The organism is Kitasatospora cathayae, assembly GCF_027627435.1.
GTDB lineage: Bacteria > Actinomycetota > Actinomycetes > Streptomycetales > Streptomycetaceae > Kitasatospora > Kitasatospora cathayae.
This window is the reverse complement of record NZ_CP115450.1, coordinates 4,199,309-4,225,189: the sequence shown is the minus strand read 5'-3', so window position 1 is coordinate 4,225,189 and position 25,881 is coordinate 4,199,309. Positions and strand designations below refer to the sequence as shown.

The 25,881-nt window shown below is 70.5% G+C and carries 25 protein-coding genes and 1 tRNA gene; 11 read left to right on the top strand and 15 right to left on the bottom strand.

The annotated features are described in order from the left end of the window. Nucleotides 1–75 precede the first annotated feature (75 nt). Nucleotides 76–276, bottom strand: coding sequence for a DUF397 domain-containing protein (locus O1G21_RS18725; protein ID WP_270145320.1), 201 nt, complete (start codon nucleotides 274–276; stop codon nucleotides 76–78). Continuing rightward, nucleotides 273–1,121 carry a helix-turn-helix domain-containing protein gene (locus O1G21_RS18720; protein WP_270145318.1) on the bottom strand — a complete coding sequence of 283 codons (849 nt, stop codon included), beginning with the start codon at nucleotides 1,119–1,121 and terminating at the stop codon, nucleotides 273–275. Before O1G21_RS18720 ends, O1G21_RS18725 begins: the two co-directional genes overlap by 4 nt. Nucleotides 1,122–1,430: 309 nt before the next feature. On the opposite strand from O1G21_RS18720, the gene O1G21_RS18715 reads away from it, so the two are divergent. Then, nucleotides 1,431–1,586, top strand: a complete 156-nt coding sequence (locus tag O1G21_RS18715; protein ID WP_270145316.1) for a hypothetical protein — start codon at nucleotides 1,431–1,433, stop codon at nucleotides 1,584–1,586. A 347-nt stretch (nucleotides 1,587–1,933) separates the two neighbouring features. On the opposite strand, the gene O1G21_RS18710 is transcribed toward O1G21_RS18715, so the two are convergent. The 6 genes from O1G21_RS18710 to O1G21_RS18685 form a co-directional block, all read right to left on the bottom strand. After that, a complete protein-coding gene (locus O1G21_RS18710; protein ID WP_270145315.1) occupies nucleotides 1,934–2,152 on the bottom strand; it encodes a hypothetical protein in 219 nt (72 codons plus the stop codon). Then, nucleotides 2,143–2,316 carry a hypothetical protein gene (locus tag O1G21_RS18705; RefSeq protein WP_270145314.1) on the bottom strand — a complete coding sequence of 58 codons (174 nt, stop codon included), beginning with the start codon at nucleotides 2,314–2,316 and terminating at the stop codon, nucleotides 2,143–2,145. The genes O1G21_RS18710 and O1G21_RS18705 overlap by 10 nt, the downstream gene beginning before the upstream one ends. Before the next feature lie 130 nt (nucleotides 2,317–2,446). Then, entirely contained in the window at nucleotides 2,447–3,289 is an 843-nt protein-coding gene (locus O1G21_RS18700) for a helix-turn-helix domain-containing protein (RefSeq protein WP_270145313.1), read from the bottom strand. Next, complete coding sequence (locus tag O1G21_RS18695; protein WP_270145311.1) at nucleotides 3,286–3,789, bottom strand: DUF6879 family protein; 504 nt, start codon at nucleotides 3,787–3,789, stop codon at nucleotides 3,286–3,288. Before O1G21_RS18695 ends, O1G21_RS18700 begins: the two co-directional genes overlap by 4 nt. A gap of 394 nt (nucleotides 3,790–4,183) precedes the next feature. Next, nucleotides 4,184–4,387 (bottom strand): DUF397 domain-containing protein, encoded by a 204-nt coding sequence (locus O1G21_RS18690; RefSeq protein ID WP_270145309.1) that lies wholly within the window; start codon nucleotides 4,385–4,387, stop codon nucleotides 4,184–4,186. Between the two features lie 2 nt (nucleotides 4,388–4,389). Beyond that, the gene (locus O1G21_RS18685; protein ID WP_333493474.1) at nucleotides 4,390–5,388 is read right to left on the bottom strand and encodes a helix-turn-helix domain-containing protein; all 999 of its coding nucleotides are present in this window, start codon (nucleotides 5,386–5,388) and stop codon (nucleotides 4,390–4,392) included. A gap of 188 nt (nucleotides 5,389–5,576) precedes the next feature. Between O1G21_RS18685 and O1G21_RS18680 the strand changes: the two genes are divergently transcribed. Then, nucleotides 5,577–5,996 carry an ATP-binding protein gene (locus O1G21_RS18680; RefSeq protein WP_270145305.1) on the top strand — a complete coding sequence of 140 codons (420 nt, stop codon included), beginning with the start codon at nucleotides 5,577–5,579 and terminating at the stop codon, nucleotides 5,994–5,996. Between the two features lie 64 nt (nucleotides 5,997–6,060). On the opposite strand, the gene O1G21_RS18675 is transcribed toward O1G21_RS18680, so the two are convergent. After that, nucleotides 6,061–6,663 carry a GNAT family N-acetyltransferase gene (locus O1G21_RS18675; RefSeq protein ID WP_270145302.1) on the bottom strand — a complete coding sequence of 201 codons (603 nt, stop codon included), beginning with the start codon at nucleotides 6,661–6,663 and terminating at the stop codon, nucleotides 6,061–6,063. 127 nt (nucleotides 6,664–6,790) lie between these two features. Next, nucleotides 6,791–8,074, bottom strand: a complete 1,284-nt coding sequence (locus O1G21_RS18670; protein ID WP_270145300.1) for an adenylosuccinate synthase — start codon at nucleotides 8,072–8,074, stop codon at nucleotides 6,791–6,793. A gap of 126 nt (nucleotides 8,075–8,200) precedes the next feature. Here O1G21_RS18670 and O1G21_RS18665 point away from each other — a divergent pair, with 126 nt between their 5' ends. From O1G21_RS18665 to purM, 3 genes are all read left to right on the top strand, one after another. Beyond that, the gene (locus O1G21_RS18665; protein WP_270145299.1) at nucleotides 8,201–9,103 is read left to right on the top strand and encodes a diacylglycerol kinase family protein; all 903 of its coding nucleotides are present in this window, start codon (nucleotides 8,201–8,203) and stop codon (nucleotides 9,101–9,103) included. 248 nt (nucleotides 9,104–9,351) lie between these two features. Then, entirely contained in the window at nucleotides 9,352–10,935 is a 1,584-nt protein-coding gene (purF, locus tag O1G21_RS18660) for an amidophosphoribosyltransferase (RefSeq protein WP_270145297.1), read from the top strand. 82 nt (nucleotides 10,936–11,017) lie between these two features. Then, entirely contained in the window at nucleotides 11,018–12,151 is a 1,134-nt protein-coding gene (purM, locus tag O1G21_RS18655) for a phosphoribosylformylglycinamidine cyclo-ligase (protein ID WP_270145295.1), read from the top strand. Between the two features lie 183 nt (nucleotides 12,152–12,334). Here the strand turns inward: purM and O1G21_RS18650 are convergent, their stop codons facing one another. Both O1G21_RS18650 and O1G21_RS18645 read right to left on the bottom strand, forming a co-directional pair. Next, entirely contained in the window at nucleotides 12,335–12,595 is a 261-nt protein-coding gene (locus O1G21_RS18650; RefSeq protein ID WP_270145292.1) for a DUF3073 domain-containing protein, read from the bottom strand. A 379-nt stretch (nucleotides 12,596–12,974) separates the two neighbouring features. Continuing rightward, a complete protein-coding gene (locus tag O1G21_RS18645) occupies nucleotides 12,975–14,132 on the bottom strand; it encodes a Glu/Leu/Phe/Val dehydrogenase dimerization domain-containing protein (protein ID WP_405000670.1) in 1,158 nt (385 codons plus the stop codon). 198 nt (nucleotides 14,133–14,330) lie between these two features. On the opposite strand from O1G21_RS18645, the gene O1G21_RS18640 reads away from it, so the two are divergent. Together O1G21_RS18640 and bldC are read left to right on the top strand one after the other, a co-directional pair. After that, entirely contained in the window at nucleotides 14,331–15,251 is a 921-nt protein-coding gene (locus tag O1G21_RS18640; RefSeq protein WP_405000669.1) for a hypothetical protein, read from the top strand. Between the two features lie 487 nt (nucleotides 15,252–15,738). Further along, nucleotides 15,739–15,945 (top strand): developmental transcriptional regulator BldC, encoded by a 207-nt coding sequence (gene bldC, locus O1G21_RS18635; RefSeq protein ID WP_014137253.1) that lies wholly within the window; start codon nucleotides 15,739–15,741, stop codon nucleotides 15,943–15,945. Between the two features lie 346 nt (nucleotides 15,946–16,291). Here the strand turns inward: bldC and O1G21_RS18630 are convergent. Next, nucleotides 16,292–16,365: transfer RNA gene (locus O1G21_RS18630), tRNA-Asp, on the bottom strand. Between the two features lie 130 nt (nucleotides 16,366–16,495). After that, on the bottom strand, nucleotides 16,496–20,476 hold the full coding sequence (gene hrpA / locus O1G21_RS18625; RefSeq protein ID WP_270145286.1) for an ATP-dependent RNA helicase HrpA: 3,981 nt from the start codon (nucleotides 20,474–20,476) through the stop codon (nucleotides 16,496–16,498). 155 nt (nucleotides 20,477–20,631) lie between these two features. Between hrpA and O1G21_RS18620 the strand changes: the two genes are divergently transcribed. From O1G21_RS18620 to O1G21_RS18610, 3 genes are all read left to right on the top strand, one after another. Further along, on the top strand, nucleotides 20,632–21,150 hold the full coding sequence (locus O1G21_RS18620; RefSeq protein ID WP_270145284.1) for a SigE family RNA polymerase sigma factor: 519 nt from the start codon (nucleotides 20,632–20,634) through the stop codon (nucleotides 21,148–21,150). After that, entirely contained in the window at nucleotides 21,147–22,202 is a 1,056-nt protein-coding gene (locus O1G21_RS18615; protein WP_270145283.1) for a hypothetical protein, read from the top strand. Before O1G21_RS18620 ends, O1G21_RS18615 begins: the two co-directional genes overlap by 4 nt. A gap of 98 nt (nucleotides 22,203–22,300) precedes the next feature. Then, nucleotides 22,301–23,509 (top strand): serine hydrolase domain-containing protein, encoded by a 1,209-nt coding sequence (locus tag O1G21_RS18610; protein WP_270145281.1) that lies wholly within the window; start codon nucleotides 22,301–22,303, stop codon nucleotides 23,507–23,509. Between the two features lie 18 nt (nucleotides 23,510–23,527). On the opposite strand, the gene O1G21_RS18605 is transcribed toward O1G21_RS18610, so the two are convergent. Continuing rightward, the gene (locus tag O1G21_RS18605; protein WP_270145278.1) at nucleotides 23,528–24,514 is read right to left on the bottom strand and encodes a LysR family transcriptional regulator; all 987 of its coding nucleotides are present in this window, start codon (nucleotides 24,512–24,514) and stop codon (nucleotides 23,528–23,530) included. 428 nt (nucleotides 24,515–24,942) lie between these two features. On the opposite strand from O1G21_RS18605, the gene O1G21_RS18600 reads away from it, so the two are divergent. Then, nucleotides 24,943–25,863, top strand: coding sequence for a zinc-binding dehydrogenase (locus O1G21_RS18600; RefSeq protein WP_270145276.1), 921 nt, complete (start codon nucleotides 24,943–24,945; stop codon nucleotides 25,861–25,863). Nucleotides 25,864–25,881: the final 18 nt, after the last annotated feature.

The following is a 25,881-nucleotide window of genomic DNA, read 5'->3' as shown; positions in this document are numbered from 1 at the left end:
GGAGTGCTGTGCCAGGCGCAGGGGTCCACTGTGGGCTGTCAAGCCTACCGCCGCCGTACCGGCGCAGCCCGCACATTACGGCCGGCTGAAGTCGGCGTACCGGTCGAACTCCCCGGCCTTCACCCCGCGGACGAACGCCGCCCACTTGCGCGGCGTCGTCCGCACCACCACCTCGGGCAGGTCCGACTCGCGGATCTCCACCAGCCCGCCCGCCGCTCTTACCTCCACGCAGTCGGTGCTCTCGCCGCTGGCTGACGCCTTGCGCCACGTACTCATGAGAAGTCTTTCAGTAAGGCCCGGATGAAGTCCCGGGACTCGGCCGTCCCGAGCGCGATCGCCGCGGTCTTCTCCTTGATCCGGCGGTAGGAGGCCAACTCCGCCTCGGAGTGCACGAACTTCGGCCCGTGCGTGAGGTCGATCTGGACGGTGTCGAGCTCCGGGACCGGCCCGCGGGCGAGGTACAGGCTCTCCCCGGATCCGGTGTAGGTGGGCACGCTGAACGGGATCACCCGGATCTCCACCCCCGGCCGCTCGGAATTCTCCAGCAGGCTCCGCAGCTGCTCGCGCAGTACTTCCGGACCGCCGAACTGCATCCGCAGCGCGGACTCGTGCAGGATCGCGCTGTACGGCTTCGGGTGGTCGACGAAGATCTGCTGGCGCCGGATCCGGAACGCCTTCCGGACCTCCGCCTCCTGCCGGTAGGCCTCGGGGAGCCGCTCGAACACCGCGGTGGCGTAGTCCGGGATCTGCAGCAGCCCGGGGATGAAGGTGCTGTTCAGGATCGACAGCGACTGCGCGTGGTGCTCCATCTCCGCGATGTCGACGATCCCGCTGGGCATCCGCCCCCGGTAGCCGTCCCACCAGTACTTACGGCGGTCCTGCGTCATCGCGAGCAGCGCGTCGAGGTACGGGCCCTCCGGGCAGCCGCAGGTGCGCGCCCAGATCCGGAGCCGCTCGGCGCTGATGCCCGACTTCCCGTTCTCCATCTGGGAGATCTTGGGCAGGTCGGTGCCGATCGTGGCGGCCAGGCTCTTGGGCGTCACGCCCACGCGCTCGCGCATCTTGCGCAGTTCGATTCCCAGACGCTGCTGGCGCACGGTCGGCGACAAGCGGGGTGGCATGACTCTCTTCTCCGGATTTGCGGCTACAGGTCGATGCTTCCGGTGAAGTGTGCCGTGCACACCGGGCACTAGCTAGCAAATCGGGGGATACCCCACGATGGAGTGAACGTCCGGTCCCTCGGTAGCAACTCTGGCACCCTGACCCTATGGTCGTTCGTGTCACTCGCTGACTTGTTGCCCCCTAAACAGTCGCCGATCGGCCGTAATCACACAGCAGATGCATGGTCAGGGCGTCCGACACCACCGACCGGAGACAGCCGTGCTCCTTCCGCCGCCCCTCCGTCCTCCTCCCCGCATTCCCCTGCCCTGGTGAACGCCCTTCTCGTCGCCGGACTGTCCACCCTCCTCCTCGCCGTCCTCTTCGTCGGCTGGCTGGTCTGGCTGGTCAACACCCAACCCCGGCTCCCCCGCCCCACGAAACGCGAGTTCGCCCCCCACCGCCCCACCCCCGCCGACCGCGATTAGCCACCCCCCACCCACCTCCCCCACCGACGGGCCTGCGCTCCCCGCGTAGGCCCGGCCCAGGTTTCAGGCGCGTTGCCTCATCGGACAAGTGAACTGTGGCCAGAGCCTGTTGGGACAGACGATCACGTAGTGGCCGGACCACCGACTCGCGGACACCCACCGGGACCACACGACGTCCGAGGCGCCGTACCTGGACCTGCGAGAGGTCGAGTTCGTACAGGTTGCGCTCACTCATCGCAATGCACCTTCCTGTGTGGCTTCGGGGCGCGGAACGGCCCCGTCCCGCCCAGAACTTGGGCGGAAGATTCAATGGGGAAGCCAGCGGAAGGACAAGCGATGCCGGGCCGCTACCCGCGCGAGGCCTGCCAGTCGAAGAACCCGCCCGGGGCATCATCCGGCGGGACCAGATCGGAGCGCCGGACCACGCGCTCCACCCCGCCGCGCAACGGGCGGACGTAGATGCAGGTCGCGCCGATCTCCATGATCTCCACGGCGGCACCGGTACGGCGTTCGTAGACCCGCTGGCCGGCCTCCGGCACCCACTGCTCGGCCATGATCAGTGCCACAAGCTGATGCGCGTGGTGAGCTGGTCAGCGGGCACCTGCCGCACCGGCGCATCCGGCTCGAACAGCGCCCGAACCAGGGCCCGCCCGTCCTGCGCCCCCACCACCTCGACCAGCCGCCCGGTCGTCAGGTCCTTCCGCACCGGATTGTTGTTGATCCGCTGCATGAGCTCCGCGTGGGAACGGCGACGCCTCGAACCGGTCGATTGCGTAAAACCTGCAGCGGACATGGAACGCTCCTGTGACTCTCGGACGGTTTCGGCGAGTCACCAAATTACGATGGAGCAGGGTCCGTTGCTAAATGTTTTCCTGTTCTCGAAAGAACTCGTCCCTGATTCCTTCGACAAGCGAGCGCATATCGTCTGCGTGAAGCGCCGCAGCATCGAATCTGGAGAATGTCGAAAGATAGAGACTGACATCCTTGGGGTCGCGCGTGGTGATCTCTGAATGGAAGGTCTCCACCATGACCAGGCGATCGTCATGCATGCTGAAGCACGTCATCGGGAAGTCCGGCATCGGTTTGGCGAGGGGAAGGACTCCGATGGTCACATTGGGAAGCCGAGACAGCGAAATCAGGCGATCGAGCTGAGTGGCCATGACGCCAGGAGGGCAGACCCTCCACCGCAATACATGCTCACAAATGACGAAATGAAATTCTCGATGGCGGTCGTACAGGACGGCCTGGCGCTCGATTCGAGCCGCGATCGTCTTTGCCTTGGATTCTTCCGGTAGCTCCGGGGGTAGCGAGAATACGGCGGAGACGTATTCGGCGCTCTGGAGCACTCCAGGGATCAGTTGTCCCTGGAACAGTCTGAGAACAGTCGTCCGGGCTTCGATGGCCTTGATGGCCTGCTGATGCTTCCAGTGGCCCATGCGGCGGAGTTCCCGCCAGGCAGTCTGTTCAGTGGCCGCGCCGCGGGCTGCGTCCAGGAACTCGGCTTTGGCTTCGTCGGATATGCCGAGCGCGGACAGGATCATGTCGACGTCTTGCACACTCGGCAGGGTCCTGCCGTTCTCGATCTTCGAAAGCTTGGCCGGAGACATGGAAGCCCTGCGGGCGACGGTCTCGGCAGTCTTTTCCGAGGCGATCCGCAACGCCCGCAGGGCTTTACCCAAGTCGTTGTGCTGTTCCCCGCTCAAGCCGCCGAGTACTCCCCGAAGGGCACGGCGTTCGCCAGGGCGATGTCCCGATACTTCCGGTACTCGTTCAGGCGGGCATCGGGCAGCAGTTCGGCGCCGAGGAATTGCCCGGCGTCCGTGTAGTGCATCCGGTAGACCCGGGCGTCGTCGAACAGCCAGAAGTCGTGGTCGGGCAGTCCCGCCACCTCCTGCCGAGCCGTGTCGATGATGCCGATCGACTCGCCGGCCGTGACGTTGCCGGGGTACGAAGCCAGCTCGTACCGGAGGTAGTCCGACAAGGGGGACTGGAGTACGTGCACCCGGCCCACCTGCTTGCCCAGATCCGTCATGGAGCGAACCCAGGGGTTGTCGGAGGACTCCGGCGGCAATCCTTTTCCTGCAAGGAAGTCGGCGAATTCCTCGCGTTCCTCGTCCACGTCGTAGACGGCCAGCGTTTCGAGCCGGAAGGCCGTTCGTTCGAATGTCTCGAAGAGGCGGCCGAAGTCTTCACCCTTGAGCACGGAAGTATCCCTCCAGGACCGCAGCGGGGATCACGACCGCCGACTCGCCGTCAGGCAGATTCAACTCCGCCAGGTGGCGACGATCGGTGATCGCGTATCCCTGGACCACGTAGTCCCCGGTCTCGGTGCCCCACAGGGTGGGGCAGGCTCCGTTCTTGCAGGACCCATCCCCAGCAAGCCAACGCAGCATCAAGTGCCTCCAGTTGTCGCTTGGTTCCTGTCCCTCCGATGATCCTGCCCGCCAAGACTGCGGGTCAAGAACCTGATCTTTCGAGAACGGGAAAGCCCACCAGCCATGCTGGACAGGTGATCGGCACCTCCGAGCTCTGTGCGACGGGTCCTGTCTTTTGCCGGCGGCCTCTTGTGACGCGCAAGAGGCCGCCGGGTCGAACCGTCAAGCGTTGGCGGCGAAGTGGTCGAACTCGCCGCGCTTGACGCCTTCGATCCAGAGCGCGAACTTGGTGGGCGTGGTGACGATGACCGAGTCGGGGACGGCGGACTCGCGTACCTCGATGAGGCCCCGGTCGTTGACGGACACCTCCACCGAGTTCCCGCCGTCCTGTGAGCTGCTGGTCGACTTCTGCCAGTGTCGGGGCATGGCTACCTCTCCAATTCGAGTCCGTGTTTGATGTGTTGGATGACTCCCCAGGAGTCCCGCTCCGAGTACGGGTCGGATGACGTACTTGCGCTGCCTGGGGGAAGCGCGAGTCGGTGGAGTTCGTCGAAGCGACTTCTGAACTTCCGCACCGTCTCCGGAAGATCGTGGAAGGCCAGCTCGCCGGGGCTGTCGATGATGACCGTGGCGAGGTGCGCAGAGGCCGGCTCGGTGATGAGGAAGGGGCCGCTGTAGGGCGGTGTTGCCCTGGCACTGAACGGGAGGACCTGGAGGGTGACGTTCGGCTTCTCGGAAGCCGCGAGCAGGTGAGCGAGCTGGCGGCGCATGACATCGCGCCCGGCGAAGGACATCAGCAAGGCCGCTTCGTGGATCACGAAGTGGAACTCCGTCGGCGTGTCCAGGATCTGCTGTCGGTCCAGGCGGAATGCCACAGTGTTGTCGAGCTGCTCTGGGGAGAGCGGGTATCCGCCTGTTGTGAACAGTTGGCGCATGTACTCCTTGGTCTGGAGCATGCCGGGGATCAGGAAGGTCTCGTAGTTGAGGTAGGCCCTGTTCGACCAGTGCTCCAGTTCGGCAAGGTCCAGAGCGAATGCGGGCACCCGGCGCTTGTGGGAGCTCCACCAGCCTCTGCCGTCGCTGGCTCCGAGAGCAGCGAGGGTAGCCAGGTACTCCTCATCCGTGCAGCCATAGAGCGCGGCGAGTTCGCGCATCCGGATCTCGTCCAGGCCGGTGCGCGCAGCTTCGATGTGGTTCAGCTGCGGTCCACGCATGCCGACGTGTGCAGCCGCCGTCTGCACCGCAACGTTGGCGTCCAACCGGAGGCGGCGCACCTCGGCGCCGTATCGTCGCTGACGCTCGCTGATGTGCGCTCGCAGAGCCAACCGTCCGTCCCTTCCCGTGGCACCGGCAGTGTTGCGCGTGGGGGTCGCGCAACGCCACCCCCATGGGACCCACCGTAGCGTCACCCTTACGAGTGGTTGCATTAATGCGGGGGTCTGCCCTACCTTCAGTATCAGGTCGACTACTGAATGTCGATCAGATCCCGAAGCGCACCCCGGGTGTGGGGGTGCAGGCTGCCGACGCCTGCCCTCCTCCACCGTCGGCGGGGGCAGGCCACGGGTTACCTCTTCCCTCCCAGTGCTTTCCACTCAACTCAGGGCTGGAGAAAGCCATGTGCCTTCCACAGTTCGGCCCCTCCCGGGGCCCGCTCGCCTCCGAGTTCCGGCTCGACCTCTCCCCGCCGGCCCTTCCCGGGATGGTCGGGCCGATCCGCCGGTTCCTCCGGGACGTCCTCCACTCCATGGGCCTGGACCCGGATTCGGCGTGCCTCATCCTCTCCGAGCTGGTGACCAACGCCCTGGTCCACGGGGAGGGCCGACCGGGCATCACGCTCGAACTCCGTTGCGGCGAGCTGTACATCACGGTTTCCGACGCATCGGGGAACCAGCTCCAGCGGCAGGCCCGGGACGACTCGCGGGCGAGCGGCCGGGGCCTGGACATCGTCGAGGCCCTCTCGGACACATGGGGCGTCGAACTGATCGGCAGCTACGGCAAAGCGGTGTGGGCCGTGGCCAAGTTGGCCGAGCGGTGATCTGGTTGACCGCCCTGCTCGTTTCGCTCCTCTTTACGGGGTGGCTGGCATGGCGCGTGGCCGCTCAGCCGCGCGAAAGGCGCTCCGTCAGGCGGAACTTGGCGGCGGGCCACTCGTCGGCGAGCATCGAGAAGTAGGCGCTGTCGCGCCAGATGCCGGTGGGGCGGAGGCGGTGGCGGCGGAAGGTGCCCTCGTACTGGGCGCCGAGGCGCTGGATGGCGTTGCGGGAGCGTTCGTTGAGGGCGTCGGTCTTCCAGAAGACGCGGCCCATGCCGAGGTCCTCGAAGGCGTGGGTGAGCAGCAGCAGCTTGGCCTCGGTGTTGACCGCGGTGCGCCAGACCGAGCGGGCGTACATGGTGCCGCCGATCTCCAGGTACTCGTCCTTGGCGTTGAGGTCGTAGTAGCCGGTGACGCCGACGGCGGTGCCGCTGGCGAGGTCGACGGCGGCGAACTCCACGGATTCGCCGCCGGCGCCCTCGGCGATGCGGGCGTCGATGATCGCGCCGAGCTCCTCCTCGGTGGCGGGCGGGAGGTTCATGGTCCAGCGCCAGACCTCGGGCTCGGAGCCGATGGTGGCCCAGAGGTCGGCGACGTGGCGGCGGGCCAGCGGCTCCAGGCGGATGTGGTGGCCGGTGAGGGTGACGGGCGTGGGCAGCTTCGCGGTCATGATCCGAACGTAGCGCGGTTCTGCACTAGAGGCAATGGACTTCCGTACTAGTGCAATTCCGGGAGGGCAAAGCCGAGGGCCCCGCGGGACGGATACCGTCCCGCGGGGCCCTCGGAAGCGCTCGGGCTCAGATGAACGAGTTGATCTGGATCGTCTCGTCGCGGCCCGGGCCGACGCCGATGGCGGAGATCGGCGCGCCGGACATCTCCTCCAGCGCCTTGACGTACGCCTGGGCGTTCTTCGGCAGCTCGGCGAAGGTCTTCGCCTTGCTGATGTCCTCGGTCCAGCCCGGCAGCGTCTCGTAGATCGGCTTGGCGTGGTGGAAGTCCGACTGGTTGTAGGGGAGTTCCTCGACCCGCCGGCCGTCGATCTCGTACGCGACGCAGACCGGGATCTGCTCCCAGCCGGTCAGCACGTCGAGCTTGGTGAGGAAGAAGTCGGTGAGGCCGTTGACCCGGGTCGCGTAGCGCGCGATGACGGCGTCGAACCAGCCGCAGCGGCGGTCGCGGCCGGTGGTGACGCCGCGCTCGCCGCCGATCCGGCGCAGCGCCTCGCCGTCCTCGTCGAGCAGCTCGGTCGGGAACGGGCCGGAGCCGACGCGGGTGGTGTAGGCCTTGAGGATGCCGATGACCCGGTCGATCTTGGTGGGGCCGATGCCGGCGCCGGTGCAGGCGCCGCCCGCGGTCGGGTTCGACGAGGTCACGAAGGGGTACGTGCCGTGGTCGACGTCGAGCAGGGTGCCCTGGCCGCCCTCCAGCAGGACGACCTTGTCGGCCTTGAGGGCCTCGTCCAGGACGAGGGTGGTGTCGGCGAGGAAGGGCTTGATCTTCTCCGCGTAGCCCAGGTACTCCTCGACCACCAGGTCGGCCGGGATGGCGCGGCGGTTGTACAGCTTGACCAGGATCTGGTTCTTGTCGTGCAGCGCCGCCTCGATCTTCTGGCGCAGGATCGACTCGTCGAACAGGTCCTGGACCCGGATGCCGACGCGGTTGATCTTGTCCGCGTAGGTCGGGCCGATGCCGCGGCCGGTGGTGCCGATCCGGCGCTTGCCGAGGAAGCGCTCGGTGACCTTGTCGATGGTGCGGTGGTACGGGGTGATCAGGTGGGCGTTGCCCGAGATCAGCAGCTTGGAGGTGTCGATGCCGCGCTCGTTCAGGCCGTTGAGCTCGGAGAGCAGCACGCCCGGGTCGATGACGACGCCGTTGCCGATCACCGGCGTCACGTTCGGGCTGAGGATGCCGGAGGGGAGCAGGTGCAGGGCGTACTTCTGGTCGCCGATGACCACCGTGTGACCGGCGTTGTTGCCGCCCTGGTAGCGGACGACGTAGTCGACGGAGCCGCCGAGGAGGTCGGTGGCCTTCCCCTTGCCCTCGTCCCCCCACTGAGCGCCAACGAGCACGAGTGCCGGCACAGGCGTACACCCCTTCCGGTTGGGGCATCCTGCGTAGGCCGCAGTCTGCCCCGAGATAGACGAAGCCCCTGGCGCAATGGCGCAAGGGGCTCTTGCACCGAGAGATTACCTGAGGAAGGACCGGTCGTGTCGTCCCTGTCCACGCCTGCTACCGGCGGTCCGGAGCCCCTTCTGCTGCTGCTCGACCCGGTGGCCCGGCAGACCGACGGGGAGTCGGTGCGGATCGCGAAGGACGTGCTGTGCGGGGGTGCGGACGTCAAGGTGGCCTATCCGGAGAGCCCGTCGGAACTCGACCGGATGCTTTCGCACCGGGGTCGGCGGCTACCGGTGGTGATCGGTTCCGATCTCGCCCTGCAGCGGGTGCTGCAGGCCCTGCACCGGCATCGTGAGCTGGGCGCCGATCCGGTGGGCATGGTTCCGGTCGGCCGGGCGGAGGAGCTGGCGACGGCCCGCGCGCTCGGCGTGCCGGGGGAGCCGGTGCGGGCGGCGCGGGCGGTGCTGTCGGGTGCGCCGCGCACCTTCGACCTGCTGGTGGACGACGGCGGCGGGGTGGCGCTGGGCGGGGTGCGGATCACCGGTGGCGGTGCGCGGCGGCTGGTGGGCCGCACGGGTGGCTGGCGTTCGCTATGGGCGAAACTGGCTGCGGCCGAGCAGGCGAACGCACTCACCCCGGACGCGGTGGACCACAGCCCCCGGGTCCGGGTCGAGGCGGACGGCCGGCTGCTCGCCGACGTGCACCGCCCGGTCCGGCTGGTGCAGCTGATCCTCCCGGGCGCCAGGCAGTCCGACGCGGCCGACGCCGACGCCGACGCCGACGGCGCGGACGGCGCGGCCGACGCCGACGGCGCGGGGGTGCTCGAGGTGGTGGTCCACGCGCCCGGCGCGCTGGTGCGGGCGCGGGCGGCGAGCGTCTCGGTGGTCGGGCGCGGATTCGGTTACGAGGCGGACGGCCATCCGGTCGGCCCGGTCCGCGCCCGGACCTGGACGGTCCACCCGGGCGCCTGGGGCCTGCTGCTGCCGGCGGCGTGACCGGATGACCGCGAGGTGAACCCCGGGTGAGCAGGCTCACGTTCGCGCCCGCCCGCCAACCACCCCTCCGCACACGGAAAGCCCCAACGGGCGCGAACCGCAAGGCCAACCGCCGTCCGCCGGAATTCCCCCATCCGAATTCCCCACCCGGTAAGGGGTTTTGTCTACGCGCGTTACTCCGCGATCGCCGATCGAACCGGACGTCCCGGGTTCCGGAAGCCCTGGTCAACTGCCCTAGACTCGAAGGCGTGCCACGTGGTGACGGAAGACTCAACCACGATCTTCTTCCCGGCGAGAAAGGCCCCCAGGACGCGTGTGGCGTCTTCGGTGTCTGGGCTCCCGGCGAGGAGGTCGCCAAGCTCACGTTCTTCGGCCTTTACGCCCTGCAGCACCGCGGTCAGGAATCCGCGGGCATCGCAGTGAGCAACGGCTCCCAGATTCTCGTCTTCAAGGACATGGGACTGGTCTCCCAGGTCTTCGACGAGGCCTCGCTGGGGTCGTTGCACGGGCATATCGCCGTCGGACACGCCCGCTACTCGACCACCGGTTCCTCGGTCTGGGAGAACGCCCAGCCGACCTTCCGGGCGACCGTGCACGGTTCGCTGGCCCTCGGGCACAACGGAAACCTGGTGAACACCGCCGAACTGGCGGCCATGGTCGCCGAACTGCCCGGTGAGGAGCACGTCTCGCGCTCCGGCCGGACCGCCGCGACCAACGACACCGACCTGGTGACCGCCCTGCTGGCCGGCCACCCGGACCTCTCCATCGAGGAGACGGCCAAGGTCGTGCTGCCCAAGGTCAAGGGCGCCTTCTCGCTCGTCTTCATGGACGAGCACACCCTCTACGCCGCCCGCGACCCGCAGGGCATCCGCCCGCTGGTGCTCGGCCGGCTGGAGCGCGGCTGGGTGGTCGCCTCCGAGACGGCGGCGCTGGACATCTGCGGCGCCTCCTTCATCCGCGAGGTCGAGCCCGGCGAGCTCATCGCCATCGACGAGAACGGCATGCGCACCTCCCGCTTCGCCGAGGCGAAGCCCAAGGGCTGCGTGTTCGAGTACGTCTACCTGGCCCGTCCCGACACCTCCATCGCCGGCCGCAACGTGCACCTCTCCCGCGTGGAGATGGGCCGCCGCCTGGCGCAGGAGGCCCCGGTCGAGGCCGACCTGGTGATAGCCACGCCCGAGTCCGGCACCCCCGCCGCGATCGGCTACGCCGAGGCCAGCGGCATCCCGTACGGCTCAGGCCTGGTGAAGAACGCCTACGTGGGCCGCACCTTCATCCAGCCCAGCCAGACCATCCGCCAGCTCGGCATCCGGCTCAAGCTCAACCCGCTGCGCGAGGTCATCGCCGGCAAGCGCCTGGTGGTCGTGGACGACTCGATCGTGCGCGGCAACACCCAGCGCGCGCTGGTGAAGATGCTGCGCGAGGCGGGCGCCGCCGAGGTGCACATCCGGATCTCCTCGCCCCCGGTGAAGTGGCCCTGCTTCTTCGGCATCGACTTCGCCACCCGCGCGGAGCTGATCGCCAACGGCATGACCATCGAGGAGATCGGCCGCACGCTCGGCGCCGACTCGCTCGCGTACATCTCGATCGACGGCATGATCGAGGCCACCAAGCAGCCCAAGGACAAGCTCTGCCGGGCCTGCTTCGACGGCGAGTACCCGATGGAGCTGCCGGACCCGGCGCTGCTCGGCAAGCTCCTGCTGGAGGCCGAGATCAAGGGCGGCCAGCAGCAGCCGGCCGTCCGCGGCAAGCCGACCAGCGGCAGCGACCTGGACGGCGTCCAGTCGCTGCTCGGCGGGGCGGGCGCGGCCGACGCGCTGCGCCGCCCGTAGCGAACGCACGGTGGGGTCCCGCGAACCGGGGCCCCACCGCTGTTTCCGAACCACCCCACCTGACCCGAAAGGGCCGCACGCAGTGACCAGCTCCCACCCGTCGCCCACCACCCCCCCCAACGGAGACGCTCCGCGTCGCCCCTCCGATGGCGCCACCTACGCCGCCGCCGGTGTCGACATCGAGGCGGGCGACCGCGCCGTCGAGCTCATGAAGCAGTGGGTGAAGAAGGCCGACCGCCCCGAGGTGGTCGGCGGCCTCGGCGGCTTCGCCGGCCTCTTCGACGTGTCCGCCTTCAAGAACTACGAGCGGCCGCTGCTGGCCTCGGCCACCGACGGGGTGGGGACCAAGGTGGCCATCGCGGCCGCCATGGACAAGCACGACACCATCGGCCACGACCTGGTCGGCATGGTCGTGGACGACATCGTGGTGTGCGGCGCCGAGCCGCTGTTCATGACCGACTACATCTGCGTCGGCAAGGTCGTCCCGGAGCGGGTCGCCTCGATCGTCAAGGGCATCGCCGAGGGCTGCGCGCTGGCCGGCTGCGCCCTGGTCGGCGGCGAGACCGCCGAGCACCCGGGCCTGCTCGGCCCGGACGAGTACGACGTCGCGGGCGCCGGCACCGGCGTGGTCGAGGCCGACGCGCTGCTGGGCTCCGAGCGGGTCCGGGCCGGCGACGTGGTGATCGCGATGGCCGCCTCCGGCCTGCACTCCAACGGCTACTCGCTGGTCCGCCACGTGCTGCTGAACCAGGCCGGCTGGAAGCTGGACCGCAAGGTCGAGGAGTTCGGCCGCACCCTCGGCGAGGAGCTGCTGGAGCCGACCCGGATCTACTCGCTGGACTGCCTGGCGCTCACCCGGGCGACCGAGGTGCACGCCTTCTCGCACGTCACCGGCGGCGGCCTGGCGGCCAACCTGGCCCGGGTCATCCCGGACGGCCTGCACGCCCGCCTGGACCGCGGCACCTGGACCCCGCTGCCGGTCTTCCGGACCGTCGCCGAGGTCGGCAAGGTGGCCACCCTGGAGCTGGAGAAGACGCTCAACATGGGCGTCGGCATGGTCGCGGTCGTCCCGCCGCACTCGGTGGACGTGGTGCTGTCGATCCTCGAGGACCGCGGCGTCGAGGCCTGGCTGCTCGGTGACGTCGTCGAGCGCACCGACGAGCACGCGGAGGGCGCGGCCCTCTACAACGCCTACGAGGGCTTCACGGCGGGCTGACCGGCCTGACTGACGGCAGAGGGCCCCTCCGGTGCACCGGAGGGGCCCTCTCGCGCGTCCGCGGCGACCACTCGAAGCGGGTCGCCGACCGCAGCCGTCCGCAAGCGCACCGGACCGGCCCACGGGAACGCCGAAGACCGGTCGGCGCCCTGGGGCCCCGGACCGGTCCGGCGAAGCTGCGGTTTACGAGCGGCGGCGGGAGGCCTGCGACGGCCCGTTGCCCGGCTCGTTGTCGTCCTCGTCGTCGAGGGCGCCGTAGCGGGCGGCGTACTCCGCGTACGGGTCGTCGTCCTCCTCCTCCTCGATCGGCTCCGGGTCGATCGAAGCGGTGGACGGCGATACGCCCAGCTCGTTGGACAGACGGTTAGCGTCGAACCCGCCGCTGTTGTACTTCAGCTCGCGGGCGACCTTCGTCTGCTTGGCCTTGGCCCGGCCGCGCCCCATGGGTCGACCCCCTCAACGATGGGGCTCACGGCCCCGAGTCTGACACGTGTGATCAGGTCCGGCCTGCCCGAATGGGAGGACCGTCCCTTGGAGCATTAACGGTACCTGTTTCCGCCGCTGGACGGTACGTCGTCGGTGTGACGTGGCGCGCATGGACCGCACCCGCGACCAGGTCTTCCCAGGTCAGGGGAGGTTTTGCGGCGTTTTGCACGCTGTCCGGAGGTGTTCGGGGTCCGTCGTTCCAGGACCGATTATCCCCCCAAGGGGGACCTCGGATCACCCGTTCGGGCGGAGAAGTGAGAATCCGGTTCCACATCGTGATGCGCGGGGGGCCGAAGGTGACGACCCCCCGCGCATCAGGTCGGCGGAGTGACTCCGGTCAGCCGCGGCGGGCGCCCGGCAGCAGGACCGTGCGCAGCGCGCTGATCTCGCGCATCCGCTTCTCGGCCAGGCGGTCGGCGGCGACCGCCGGCGGGACGCCGTCGGCGGCGGCCCGGGTGAAGATCTCCAGGGTGGTGTCGAAGATCTTGGTGGCCTTGTTCTTGGCCCGCTCGAAGTTGAAGCCGTCGATCTCGTCGGCGACCTGGATCACGCCGCCGGAGTTCACCAGGTAGTCGGGCGCGTAGAGGATGCCGCGGTCGGCCAGGTCCTTCTCGACGCCCGGGTGGGCCAGCTGGTTGTTGGCCGCGCCGCAGACGATCGAGGTGCCGAACTCGCCGAGCGCGGCGACCACGGAGTCGGTCAGCGCGCCGCCGAGGGCGCAGGGGGCGTAGACGTCCAGCTTGGCCTGGAGCAGGGCGGTGGTGTCGGCTACCACCTCCACCTCCGGGTGAGCGGCGCGCACGCGGTTGACGGCGGCCTCGAAGGGGTCGGTGACGACGACGGTGGCGCCGTCCGCGACCAGGTGGCCGACCAGGTAGTGGCCGACCTTGCCGACGCCCGCGACGCCGACCCGCTTGCCGCGCAGGGTGGGCTGGCCCCAACGGGCCTGGGCGGTGGCGCGCATGCCCTGGAAGACGCCGAAGGCGGTCAGGATGGACGAGTCGCCGGCGCCGCCGTGCTCGGGCGAGCGGCCGGTCACGAACTCGGTCTCGCGCGCGACGACGTCCATGTCCTGGACGTAGGTGCCCACGTCGCAGGCGGTGATGTAGCGCCCGCGCAGCGACTCCACGAAGCGGCCGTAGGCCCGGAGCATCGCCTCGTTCTTGTCCTTGTTCGGGTCGCCGATGATGACGGCCTTGCCGCCGCCGAGGTCCAGCCCGGCCAGCGCGTTCTTGTAGGACATCCCGCGGGACAGGTTCAGCGCGTCCTCCAGGGCCGCCTCCTCGGAGGCGTACGGGAAGAAGCGGGTGCCGCCGAGGGCGGGGCCGAGGGCGGTGGAGTGGATGGCGATGATCGCCTTGAGCCCGGAGCTGCGGTCGTGGCAGAGGACGACCTGCTCGTGGCCGTCGCCGGGGGCACCGTCCTGCTCGGTGCGGAAGATCCTGCTGAGCACGCCGGGTGCGGGGTGCGTGGCCGGGGTCTGTACGTCGGTCACTGTGGTGACTCCAGTATCGAAGGCCCGCTGCTGTGGTGCGGGCGCCTAAGGCGAAGCGTAGTCGGGCGGGGACCGCCGGTCCGCCGTCTTGTCCGAGCTTGCGCCGGTTGTCCACGGAGTGAGATCGGAGCGGGTCCACGGTGCGGGTGCGAACGGTTCGGGGGCGCGCCCTCCCGGGGCCGCGCGGCGCGTGCGAACATGCAGGACGTGACCGTCGTACGCACTTCCGTACTGCCGCCCTACGCCGCCCACCTGCGGGTCTACGAGCCGCTGGCGGCCTACCCGGAGCCCGAGCGGGCGGGCTGGCGGGCCTACGCGGCGGAGCACGGCCCGGACGCGACGGCCGCCGAGCAGTCGGTGGCGGCGGCGGTGCTGGCGGAGCAGCGGGAGGCGCTCGCGGAGCTGGCCGCCCGGACGCCCCGGGCGCTGCCGGAGAAGGAGAGCGGTCGGGCGTACCTGCGGGTCGTGGACGGCGTACTGTACGTGTGCCCGTGGGCGACCAGGCTGCGCAGCTGGCAGGCGCTGGAGGAGCTGCGGACGGGGGCTCCGGTGGCGCTGCTGGACGCCGCGGTGCCGCCGGTGACCCGGGTGGCCGCCGAGGCGGACCGGGAGCGCTGGCTGGCCGGACACCCGGACGCCCGGCCGTGGATCCTCACCAGCCGGTGGGAGGTGCCGGTGCACTGGTTCCTGCCGTTCGGGGACGAGGACCGGTGCTTCGTGCCGGGGGGCACGGGGGGCGCGGACGACGGAGGAGCGGAGGGGGAGCGGGGGAGGCCGGCGGCGCTGTTCTACCTGGTGCCGATGGCCCAGGCGCGGCGACGGGTGGCGCGGGCCTACCGGGCGCTGCGCGAGGCGGTGCCGGAGGGGGAGTTGGTGCGCGGGGCGGAGCAGGTCGGCCGGTGGCTGGAGGAGTTCCACCCGCGCTCGCTGGTGGAGCTGGACTACGGGGGGCTGGTGCATCTGCTGGGGCCGGAGCGGCTGTTGGCGGACCGTTCGGCGGGGGAGTTGGAGGACGGGCTGCGGGCGCTGCGGGCGGGGGACACCGTCGAGGCGCTGCGCGCGTACGGGGAACTGACGGTGCGGTGGCGGCGGGTGTCGGCGCTGCGGCACGCGAACTGACGTCCGACCGCCCGTGTATGACTGTGGGGGGCTTTTGGTCCACGGCGGCGCTGACCAAGGTCCTGGTTCGGGTCAATAGCTGTCGAACGTGACACTACTCACCGTTGACGCGAACTAACCCCTATGTGCAAAAATGGGACAACCAGCCCAACTTCACGTGAGCGTGCCCACTTTTGGGTGGTTCTGGAGTCGATGCGTGCTTTGCGGGGAAACGGAGGGTCTGGTCCCCTCGTAACCGGACGTCACTGTCGTGTGACTGTCCGTTATGGGGTGGTCCATCGCCATCCGTCGGCCTTGAACCCGTGAGGGGTCAATTTTGGCGGTTTGGTCGATAGGGCTGGACGGATGGTGTAGTTGTAGACACCAGGACAAGCCGTTCGTCCTATAACCGACTCGGCCCGTCTATGCCATTTCGGGCATCGCGGGCCAAGGTGCAGAATTTGAAGGATAGAACCGCCCTGGTTCGGTTCTCCCGAGGAGGCCGCTCATGACCGCTCGTACCCCTGATGCTGAGCCGCTGCTGACGCCGGCGGAGGTTGCCACCATGTTCCGCGTTGACCCGAAGACGGTCACCCGCTGGGCCAAGGCGGGCAAGCTGACGTCGATCCGCACGCTCGGCGGTCACCGCCGTTACCGTGAGGCGGAGGTGCGCGCCCTGCTGGCCGGGATTCCCGCCCAGCGCACTGAGGCCTGATAGGCCAAAGGCTCTTTCGAAGGGGCCGCTAACCGGACTCCGCCGGGTCCGGTTAGCGGCCCCTTTGTCGTACCCGGCGCCGTGCTTCCGGCGGTCGGAATGCTGAACTCCGGATAACGATTTGGTGCTCAAGATGCGGGGGGGATTTACAGTGAATAACAGTGCAATTTTACATATTAAATTAGTGAGGTCGAGAAGGGGTCGTTCCAGGGCCGGTTCTCCGGGCGGTCGAGTGGCGCCGATCACACGATCCGTCACTTGTGGTCCGGACCTGGCCGGGGTACAAGGCGGACGGCAAAAAGCGAGAGGCCCGGAACCTGACGGTTCCGGGCCTCTCGCACTGCGGCGATCCCGACGGGACTTGAACCCGCGACCTCCACCTTGACAGGGTGGCGAGCTAACCAACTGCTCCACGGGACCAGAGTTTTCTGATCTCGTTCACTCGCTTGCCGCGCTGCGAACAAGACAGATCGTAGCCCATGGTGGGCCCCCAGGTCGAACTGGCTCCTGAGGGCCCGCCGCGCACCCGCAGCTCAGGGCGCCGCCCGGGTCACAGCGCCGCCCGGGCCGACTCCATCGCCTTCATGATCCGCTTCTCCGAGACCGGGCTCGGCGTGCCCAGCCCCTGGGCGAAGAAGCTGACCCGCAGCTCCTCGATCATCCAGCGGATCGCCCGCACCTCCTCGGACGGCTGCCGCCCGGCCGGCACCGCCGCCAGCAGCTCCCCGTACGCCTGCTGCACCTGCTGGACCTTCAGCAGCTGCTGGGCGTCCCGCTGCGGGTGGTCGGGCAGCGCCTCCAGTCGGCGGTCCACCGCCAGCAGGTAGCGCTTGAGGTCGGGCAGCCGCTGCCAGCCGGTGGCCGTCACGAAGCCCGGGTGCACCAGCGAGGCCAGGTGCAGCCGGACGTCGTTCACCGCGTTCAGCAGCACCGGGCTGCTCACCGACTTCAGCCGGGTCGAGGCCTTGTGGAAGGCGATCAGCGCGGTGGCCGTCTTCAGCGTGGTGTCCGCGGACAGGTCGTACAGGTCCGCCCGTACCTTGTCGTGCAGCTTGCCGAAGGCCGCCTCGTCCCAGGCCGGGCCGCCGGCCAGGGCCATCAGCCGGTCCGTCGCGGCCGAGACGACGTCCTCGAACAGGGCGTTGATCGAACCGTGCGGGCTGTGCGAGAGCGCCAGCTTCGCCTGGTTGCCCAGCCGGCCCTGGATCGACTTGGCCGGGGAGGTGGTGGTCAGCATCAGCAGCCGGCGCGTTCCCTCCCACATCGCCTGCGCCTGCGCCTCCGGGGTGTCGAACAGCTTCACGCCGACCGACCCGCCCTCGTCCACCAGCGCCGGGTAGGCGCGCAGCGAGTGGCCGCGCGAGCGCTGCTCGAAGGTGCGCTGGAGCACCGGCAGCCCGGCCGGCCAGGCGGTCAGCCCGCCCTGTTCGATGCCCCGGCCGGAGGCCGCCGAGGAGAGCGTCTCCTTGAGCTTGGGCTTGAGCCGCAGCCGCAGCTCCTCCAGGTCCTTGGACTCGGCGAGCTTGCGCCGCCCGTCCACCACCCGGAAGGTCACCTTGAGGTGCTCGGGCACCCGCTCGTCGTCCCAGGCCTCCGGCGGCACGGTGACGGCCGTCAGGCGCTTCAGGGCGTGCTCCAGGGACGGCAGCAACGGCTCCTGGCGGTCCTTCAGCTGGCGCAGCGCCGCCTTGGCGAAGTCCGGGGCCGGCACGAAGTTGCGCCGGATCGCCTTGGGCAGCGACTTGATGTACGCGGTGACCAGCTCCTCCCGCAGACCGGGGATCTGCCAGTCGAAGCCCTCCGCGGTGACCTGGTTGAGCACCGGCAGCGGGATGTGCACGGTCACGCCGTCCGCGTCGCTGCCCGGCTCGAACTGGTAGGTCAGCTTGAAGCGCAGCTTGCCCTGCTGCCAGTGGTCCGGGTAGTCGGCCTCGGTGACGCCGTCCGCGGCGTCGTTGATCAGCATCGACTTCTCGAAGTTCAGCAGGTCCGGCTGCTCGTGCCGGGCCTTCTTCCACCAGGAGTCGAAGTGCCGGGTGGAGACGATCTCCTCGGGCAGCCGGGCGTCGTAGAAGTCGAACAGGGTCTGGTCGTCCACCAGGATGTCCCGGCGGCGGGCCCGGTTCTCCAGCTCCTCGACCTCGCCGAGCAGCTTGCGGTTCTCCGCGAAGAACCTGTGGTGGGTCTCCCAGTCGCCCTCGACCAGGGCGTTGCGGATGAACAGCTCGCGGCAGAGCTCCGGGTCGATCCGGCCGTAGTTGACCTTGCGCTGGGCGACGATCGGCATCCCGTAGAGGGTCACCTTCTCGTACGCCAGCACGGCGCCGGCCTTCTTCTCCCAGTGCGGCTCGCTGTAGCTGCGCTTGATCAGGTGCCCGGCCAGCGGCTCGACCCATTCGGGCTCGATCTTCGCGTTGATCCGGGCCCACAGCCGGGAGGTCTCCACCAGCTCGGCCGACATCACCCAGCGCGGCGGCTTCTTGAACAGGCCGGAGCCGGGGAAGACCGCGAACCGGGCGCCGCGGGCGCCGCCGTACTCGCGCTTCTCCACGTCGAACAGTCCGATGTGGGAGAGCAGCCCGGCCAGCAGCGACTGGTGGATCCGGTCGGCGTCCGGTTCGGCGTCGGGGTGCGGCTCCTCGATGGTCACGCCCAACTGCTTGGCGACGGTGCGCAGCTGGGTGTAGACGTCCTGCCACTCCCGTATCCGCAGGTAGTTGAGGAACTCGGACTTGCACATCCGGCGGAACGCCGAGGAGGAGAGCTCCTTCTGCTGCTCCCGGACGTAGCGCCACATCGCCAGGTAGGAGAGGAAGTCGGAGGTCTCCGAGGAGAACCGGCGGTGCCGTTCGTCGGCGGCCTGGCGCTTCTCGGCGGGGCGCTCGCGCGGGTCCTGGATGGACAGCGCGGCGGCGATCACCATGACGTCGCGCACGCAGCCGTTGCGGTCCGCCTCCAGCACCATGCGGGCCATCCGCGGGTCCACCGGGAGCTGGGCGAGCTTGCGGCCGAGCGCCGTCAGGCGCTTGCGCGGGTCCTTCTCGTCCGGGTCCAGCGCGCCCAGCTCGTGCAGCAGGTGGACGCCGTCCTTGATGTTGCGCGAGTCCGGCGGGTCCAGGAACGGGAAGGCGGAGATGTCGCCCAGGCCGGCCGCGGTCATCTGCAGGATCACCGAGGCCAGGTTGGTGCGCAGGATCTCGGCGTCGGTGAACTCGGGGCGGGAGAGGAAGTCCTCCTCCGAGTACAGCCGGATGCAGATGCCGTCCGAGGTGCGGCCGCAGCGGCCCTTGCGCTGGTTGGCGCTGGCCTGGCTGATCGCCTCGATCGGCAGCCGCTGCACCTTGGTGCGGTGGCTGTAACGGGAGATCCGGGCGGTGCCCGGGTCGATCACGTACTTGATGCCGGGGACGGTCAGCGAGGTCTCGGCCACGTTGGTGGCCAGCACGATCCGGCGCAGGTTGGAGCGCTGGAACACCCGGTGCTGCTCGGCCGAGCTGAGCCGGGCGTAGAGCGGGAGGACCTCGGTGTTCCTCAGTTTCAGCTTGTTGAGGGCGTCGGCGGTGTCGCGGATCTCGCGCTCGCCGGAGAGGAAGACCAGGATGTCGCCCGGGCCCTCGTCCTGCAGCTCCTGGGCGGCGTCGCAGATCGCCTGGATCTGGTCCCGGTCGCGGTCCGCCTCGTCGGCGTCGTCCTCGGCGTCGTCGATCACCGGGCGGTAGCGGACCTCGACCGGGTACGTCCGGCCGGAGACCTCGATGATCGGGGCGTCGCCGAAGTGCCGGGAGAAGCGCTCCGGGTCGATGGTCGCGGAGGTGATCACGACCTTGAGGTCGGGGCGGCGGGGGAGCAGCTGCTTGAGGTAGCCGAGCAGGAAGTCGATGTTGAGGCTGCGCTCGTGCGCCTCGTCGATGATCAGGGTGTCGTACTGGCGCAGATCGCGGTCGGTCTGGATCTCCGCGAGCAGGATGCCGTCCGTCATCAGCTTGACCAGGGTGTCCTGGCCGACCTGGTCGGTGAACCGGACCTTCCAGCCGACCGCCTCGCCCAGCGGGGTGTCCAGCTCCTCGGCTACGCGCTCCGCCACCGTGCGGGCGGCGATCCGGCGCGGCTGGGTGTGGCCGACCAGCCCGCGCACGCCACGGCCCAGCTCCAGGCAGATCTTCGGGATCTGGGTGGTCTTGCCGGAGCCGGTCTCACCCGCGACGATCACCACCTGGTGCTCCCGGATCGCCTCCAGGATGTCGTCCTTCTTCTGGCTGACCGGGAGCTCGGCCGGGTACGTGATCTTCGGCACCGCGCCCCGGCGCTGCTCGACCAGCAGCTCGGCGCGGTCGATGTCGGCGGCGATCTCGGCGGCGATCTTCTGCCGGGCCTCGGGCTTGCGGACCCGGCGGGCCCCCTCCAGCCGACGCCCGATCCGGACCTCGTCGCGCAGGGTCAGCTCGGGCAGGCGGGCGGCCAGCTCACCGATTCCGGGACCCTCGGTGGGTGCGGGGGCGGACTGGACTGCGGGAGAACTCACTGCGGGCATCCCTCTAGGTTCGCAAGGAGGCACGGCGGAGCGCACCTCGGTTTTCGAGCCCCTCCAGTGTCACAGCCGCCGGCGCGGAATCGCGAACGGCGAGCCGCGAACGCCGGGCAACGGTCGGCCGCGGTTCCGGGCTCTGGGGGTTCGAGGAGGTGCTCATGGGAGCCCAGAAGACCGTCCGGGACGACGAGTTCCGGGCGTTCGCCGGCAGCGCGTGGTCACGGCTGCTGCGGACGGCGTACCTGCTGGCGGGGGACCGCCACGGCGCCGAGGACCTGGTCCAGCAGGCCCTGGAACGGGCCTACGTCCACTGGAACAAGGTCCGTGCCGCGGACGACCCGAACGCCTACGTGCGCCGGATCCTGATCAACGAGCACGCCCGGCGGTTCCGGCGCAGACCGGCCGAGTACCTGGTCGAGGTCTTCCCCGACCGGCCCGCCCCGACCGGGCCCGACCCGGACGACCGGGCCGTGCTGCTCGCCGCGCTCGCAGCCCTGCCGCCCCGCCAGCGCGAGGCCGTGGTGCTGCGGTACTGGGAGGACCTCAGCGAGTCCCAGACCGCGGCGGCCATGGGCTGCTCGGTCGGCACGGTGAAGAGCCAGGCGGCCAGGGGGCTGGCCAAGCTGCGGGAGACCTCCTCACTCAGCGGGCTGACGACCATCGGAGGCGGAAGATGAGCAACGAGGACCTGGCCGGTGACCTGGCCGGTGACCTGGCCGGCGACCTGGCCGGAGCCGAGGCCGCGGCGTCGTACGGGCTGAGCGACGTGGCCGAGAGCCTCGAGATCGGCGCCGTTCCGTACGACCGGCTGCTGGCCGGGGGCCGGCGCCGGCTGCGGCGCCGACGGCTGCTGACCGGTGGCGCGGCGGCGGTGCTGGTGGTGGCCGTGGCCGGGGCGGGGACGGCGGTCGGCGGCTACGGGCGGGAGGCCGGCGGGGCCTCGGTGGCGGCCGTTTCCTCGGCGGCGGCGATCGCTTCGGGCAGATCGTCGGGCTCGGGGCCGGCGGCGGGGCCGGGGACGCCGACAGCGGGGGCCTCGGGTGTGCCGACGGCGGGGGCCTCGGGTGTGCCGACGGCGGGGGCCTCGGGTGTGCCGACGGCGGTGGCCGGCCCTACGGCTTCGGCCGCCTCGTCCGCTTCGGCCGGGACCGCGCGGGACCCGTTCACCCCGATCCGGGCGAAGGTCGGTGAGGGCGCCGTCAACGGCCACGCCATGGAGGTCTGGGCCGCGCTGTGGCCGGCGGCCCCGACCGCGGCGGACGGCCGCAAGCAGGGTGAGCTGATCTGGACGGAGCGGCGCGCCGCCGACCCGACGCTGCCGGGCGACCCCGCGCAGAGCGGCAACCCGGTCTGGGACCCGCAGGCCGACCGGGTCGACGTCTACCTGATCGCGGACGGCAAGCGGCAGCCCGGCGACTTCGTGGAGGCGACCACCGCCCCGGGCGGGACGGTGAAGGACGACCCGGGCCCCATCAAGGGCGTGATGCTCAACCGGGTGACCGGGAAGGCGAGCCGCCCGGACATGGTGGTCGTCCCGGTCGGGCCGGAGGTCGCCAGGGTCGTGGTCAGCTGGAAGACCGGCGGCTCCGTCGAGGCGGTCCCGGTCGCGCTCGGGGACTCCCCGGTCCACTGGTACGCCGTCGTCCGCGGGCTGGGCTCCACCGACAACACCGCCACCTCCTACGCCGCGGACGGGTCGGTGCTGCGGAGCCAGAGCACCTGGTGGTGAGCCGGCGCCGCTGTTTGCCGCCGCCGATTCGTCAGTGTCGTGCGGCACAGTGGACGCCGGACGTGACGTGACGTCAACCATGCGGAAGGCGGTGGCCGATGAACGGCGCGACGGGGCTCTCGAAGGACCGGCTGGGGCGGCTGCACGACGTGCTGTCCGGGCACGTCGAGCGGGGCGGGGTGCCCGGGCTGGTGGCCGCCGTCGTGCGGGACGGCGACCTCCACGTCGAGGTGCTCGGCAGCCAGGACGCGGCCGGCACCGCCCCGATGCGGCGGGACTCCCTGTTCCGGATCGCCTCCATGGCCAAACCGGTCACCGCGGTCGCCGCGCTCACCCTGGTCGAGGAGTGCGTGCTGCGGCTGGACGACCCGGTCGACGAACTGCTGCCCGAGCTGGCCGACCGGCGGGTACTGCGCCGACCGGACGGCGAGCTCGATGACACCGAACCCGCCGTCCGGCCGATCACCCTGCGCGACCTGCTCACCTTCGGGCTCGGCCACGGCCTCGCGATGCTCCCGCCGTCCGCGCCGATCGTCCGGGCGACGGCCGAGCTCGGCGTCGACGTCCGGCCGCCGCGCTCCGGCTACCCCGAACCCGACGAATACCTGCGCCGCCTCGGCGAGTTGCCACTGCTGCACCAGCCCGGCGCGGGGTGGCACTACCACACCGGCTCCGCCGTCCTGGGCGTCCTGCTCGCCCGCGCCTGCGGCCGGCCGCTCGGCGAGGTGCTGCGCGAACGCGTCCTCGAGCCCCTCGGCATGCGGGACACCGGCTTCACCGTCCCCGCCGACCAACTGCACCGGCTCCCGGTGGAGTACGTGCTCGACCGGGCCGGCGGGCGGCTCGTCCCTTACGACGAGCCGGCCGGCAGCGCCTGGGGCCGGCCGGCCCGCTTCGACGACGGCGGCGGGGACCTGGTCTCGACGCTGGACGACTACCTCGCCTTCGCCAGGATGCTGCTGGCCGAGGGAGAGGGCACCGACGGTGTCCGGATCCTGTCCCGTCCGGCCGTCCGGCTGATGACCACCAACCATCTCTCGGAAGCCCAACTCACCTATGTGAAGCCGATGTTGGGACGGAGTGAGCTTGACGGCTGGGGCTTCGGAGTCTCCGTCGCCACCGCCCGCACCGGGCTCGCCTCACCCGGCCGCTACGGCTGGGAGGGCGGCCTCGGCACGGCGTGGTTCAACGACCCGGCCGAGCGGCTGACCGGGGTCCTGCTCACCCAGCGGATGTTCGAGAGCGCCACGCCGCCGGCCGTGGTGCGGGACTTCGAGGTGCTGGCGTACCAGGCCGTGGCGGGGTGACTTCGCGGCCTCGTCGGTTCATGGCTGGAGTGTGGCTTCGTCGGTTCGTGGCTGGAGTGCGGCTTCGTCGGCGTCCGGGAGCCAGTCCCGGGCCGGGTCGTACTCCAGCCACCGGCTGCGGGCCGCCTCGGCGGTGAACGCCCTTAGTAGGCAGTCCAGTTGGCCGTCCTGTTCCACGTTCCGGTCGATCCGCCAGAGCAGCGACCAGGCGTACAGCGGGGTCGGGTCGGTCAGCGGGACGGTGCGCACGCCCGGGCGGTCCGGCAGTGGGCTGTCGGCCGGGACGAGGGAGAAGCAACTCGGATCGGCGGCGACCTGGTCGACGAAGTGCTCCAGGCCCAGATTGGTCGAGCCGACCCGGCCGGTGATGCCGAACCGGGTCGCGAAGCGGGTCAGGAAGTCCAGCCGGTCCACCGCCGCCGGATAGCGCAGCACACTGCCGCGCAGCTCGGCCGGGCTCAGGGCGTCCCGGCCGGCCAGCGGATGATTGACGCTCAGCAGCGCGTCCACCGGCTCCAGCCGGACCAGTCGGTGCGTCAGACCGGCGTCGGCGCCGTCCGGCAGGGCGTGCACCCGGCCGAACCCGGCATCCGACTCCCCGCGCAGCAGCGCCGCTGCCACCGACGGCAGGTCCCGCCCCGGCACCGGCTCCACCTCCAGCCCGGGCGCCGCGTCCACCGCCTGCGCGAGTGTCCGCATCGGCGCGTACAGGTGCCCCCAGACGTCGATCCGCAACGGCCGCTCGGTCTCCCGTACCGCCGCCACCGCCCGCTCCCCCAGCACCAGCACCCGCCGCGCCGGCTCCAGGAACCGCTCCCCCGCCCCGGTCAGGCCCACTCCGCGCGCGTCCCGCTCCAGCAGGCGCACCCCGAGGGCCGCCTCCAGGCGGGCCACCCGCTTCGACAACCCCTGCTGACTGATTCCCAGGCGGGCGGCGGCCCGGCCGAAGTGCAACTCCTCAGCGGTGACCACGAAGGCCCGCACCTGCCCCAGATCCAGATCCACCCGGGAACCCTAGCGGGGGGTGGTGTTTGGGGGTGGGGGGCTCTCGGGAGGGTGGGTGGCCGGGTCGGTTCCGGGGGTGGCCGCTCCGGGGGCTGGATGATTTTCCGACTGCCGACTCTGTGGGTGGGGTGTTGGGCGCCGTTGGCAGTCTGAAAATCACCCGCAACGCCCCCTTCCGCAGCCACCCCCTCCACCGCCCCTCCCGCAGCGCGTCCCTCTCGCTTGGTCGGGTGGGGGGAAATGGGGGGAGGTGGGCGTGGGCGCGTGAGGCGTTGCCCGCGCGCCCACGTGAGGGGTGGGGGTTGTTGTGGGCGGGAGGGGTGGCTGGACGGGTGACAACTGGGGGTTGTTGACGGGGGTCGGTGGTTGTTGGACCGGGGGGTGGTGGGGGCGGTGAGGTGGGGGCTCCGACGAGGTGAGGAGTGGGGATGAAGGCGCTGGTGGCGACCGGGGATGTGGCGGAGCCGGTGCGGTTCGCGGAGGTGGAGCAGCCGCAGCCGGGGCCGGGGGAGGTGCTGGTGAAGGTGGAGGCGTTCTCGGTGAACCGGGGCGAGACGTTCCAGCTGGAGGCGCCCAGGGCCGGGTGGCGGCCGGGGAAGGACGTGGCCGGGCTGGTCGTGCAGGCCGCGGCCGACGGGTCGGGGCCCGCCGTGTGCCGGCGGGTGGTCGGGCATCCGCCGGCGGGCGGGTGGGCCGAGTACGTGTGCGTGCCGGTGTCCTCGCTCGCCGAGCTGCCCGACGGTCTGGACGCCGTACTGGCCGCCGCGCTGCCGCTGGCCGGTCTGACCGCGCTGCGGCTGCTGCGCACGGTGGGGTCGGTGGCCGGGCGGCGGGTGCTGCTGACCGGGGCGTCCGGTGGGGTGGGGCACTACTTCACCGAGCTGGCCGCCGCGGCCGGGGCCGAGCTGACCGTCGTCACGGCCTCTCCGGAGCGCGGCCGGAGGCTGGCCGAGCTGGGGGCGGCCGAGGTGGTGCACGAGCTGGGTGAGGCGCGGGGCCCGTACGACCTGGTGCTGGAGTCCACCGGTGGCGCCGACCTGCCGCTGGCGCTGGCCCGGCTGGCCCGGCGGGGGACCCTGGTCTGGTTCGGCCAGGCCTCGCGCACGCCGGCCACGCTGGACTTCTTCGACTTCTTCGCCGGCCCCGAGTCGGCCACCCTGCGGCACTTCCACTACGCCGACTCCGACGTCCCGGACGGTGAGGACCTGGCCACCCTGGTGCGCCTGGCGGCGGCCGGCCGGCTGAGTCCGGAGATCGGCCTGGTCGCGCCCTGGGAGCGGACCGCGACCACCCTCACCGACCTGCGCGACCGCCGGATCCGCGGCAAGGCCGTGCTGACCGTCGCCTGATTCCCGGAACGAGGAGCT